Source organism: Micromonospora phytophila (genome assembly GCF_023656545.1).
GTDB classification, from domain to species: domain Bacteria; phylum Actinomycetota; class Actinomycetes; order Mycobacteriales; family Micromonosporaceae; genus Micromonospora; species Micromonospora phytophila.
The window spans coordinates 1-1320 of the sequence record NZ_JAMOKF010000606.1 but is presented as its reverse complement, the minus strand read 5'-3'; the positions used below and the strand labels follow the sequence as shown (position 1 = coordinate 1320).

Below are 1320 nucleotides of genomic sequence, written 5' to 3'. Positions count from 1 at the left end.
CGCCGAGCGGACGGTGGACGTGCCGGCGCCCGGCGCTGACGTCCTGCCAGACGCCGTGCCGGCCGGCGCCACCATGGTCGGCCAGTAGGGCGGCCCCGCCCCCACCGCTGACCCATGCCGGCTGCCAGCGCGCGAACCGCCACGCGCTGGCCGGGGATCCCTACCGACAACGCCGATCACCGGCCGGGAAGCCCACCGACGCCCGACCGCGACCCGTGCCCGCGCCCGGACCGGGTGAGTCCGCCGGGGCGGCGGTGACCGCTGTCGGGTCAGCCCGCGGCGCGGGGTTGGTCGATGACCCAGCGCCACGTGCCGTCGGGCTGGCGGCGGGCCACCTCGACGGTGACCGTGCCGTCGGCCAGCCGGGTGGAGGTCAATGCCAGCTCCCCAGCGTGCAGGGTGGGCTGCGGCTCGCCCGGGGTGAGGGTGGGCCGGTCGGCGAGGAAGCCCGCGTAGGCGGCGCGGATCGCCGCCGCCCCGACCGCCGGACCGGCGGGGGTGGCCAGCACCCCGTCGGGTTCGTAGAGGGCGACCAGGCCGTCGACGTCACCGGCGTTGGCGCGGGCGACGAAGAACCGGCTGAGGTCCTCCGGGTGGGTTGCCGGCTCGTGCATCAGACACCTCCGAGGCTCACCGTGATGCTGTCCCAGGGGTACGACATCCACCGCCGATACCGGCGCTGGTAGCGTTGACCATGCCGGTACCACCCACGTGGGAGAGACCGCCCAGACAGCACCCGGGCGGCGCCGAAGGGGCAAATCCTCCCCGGAACCTCTCAGGCAAAAGGACCACGTGGGCAGGCACTGTGGAGCGCCGTGCGGGCGCGACAGAGGGGGAGGGCGACCTGTCGACCTCGCCCCCCGGGAGCGCAGCCCATGACCGCAGAGCAGTTCGCCGACCGCCATATCGGCCCCGACCCGGACGATGAGCGCCGGATGTTGGAGGTTGTCGGTCACGGCTCGATCGACGAGCTGATGGACGCGGCGATTCCCGAGGTGATCCGCTGGCACGGCACCCTGAACCTGCCGGAGCCGGCCACCGAGCACGAGGCCCTCGCCGAGCTGCGGGCCCTGGCGGCCCGCAACACCGTCGCCGTGTCCATGATCGGTCTGGGCTACCACGGCACGCACACCCCGGCGGTGATCCGCCGCAACGTGCTGGAGGACCCGGCCTGGTACACGGCGTACACCCCGTACCAGCCGGAGATCAGCCAGGGCCGGCTGGAGGCGCTGCTGAACTTCCAGACCATGGTCACCGACCTGACCGGGCTGGCCACGGCGAACGCCTCGATGCTCGACGAGGGCACCGCCGCGGCGGAGG

The 1320-nt window shown here is 73.9% G+C and carries 1 protein-coding gene, 1 pseudogene and 1 riboswitch; of the genes and pseudogenes, one reads left to right on the top strand and one right to left on the bottom strand.

Annotation, left to right across the window (positions count from 1 at the left end):
• Nucleotides 1–269: 269 nt before the first annotated feature.
• On the bottom strand, nt 270–614 hold the full coding sequence (locus tag NCC78_RS31705) for a nuclear transport factor 2 family protein (RefSeq protein ID WP_250799127.1): 345 nt from the start codon (nt 612–614) through the stop codon (nt 270–272).
• 88 nt (nt 615–702) lie between these two features.
• A riboswitch (glycine riboswitch) is annotated at nt 703–801 on the top strand.
• Between the two features lie 74 nt (nt 802–875).
• On the opposite strand from NCC78_RS31705, the pseudogene NCC78_RS31700 reads away from it, so the two are divergent.
• Nucleotides 876–1320 (top strand): annotated as a pseudogene (locus NCC78_RS31700) (glycine dehydrogenase (aminomethyl-transferring)); the annotation flags it as partial.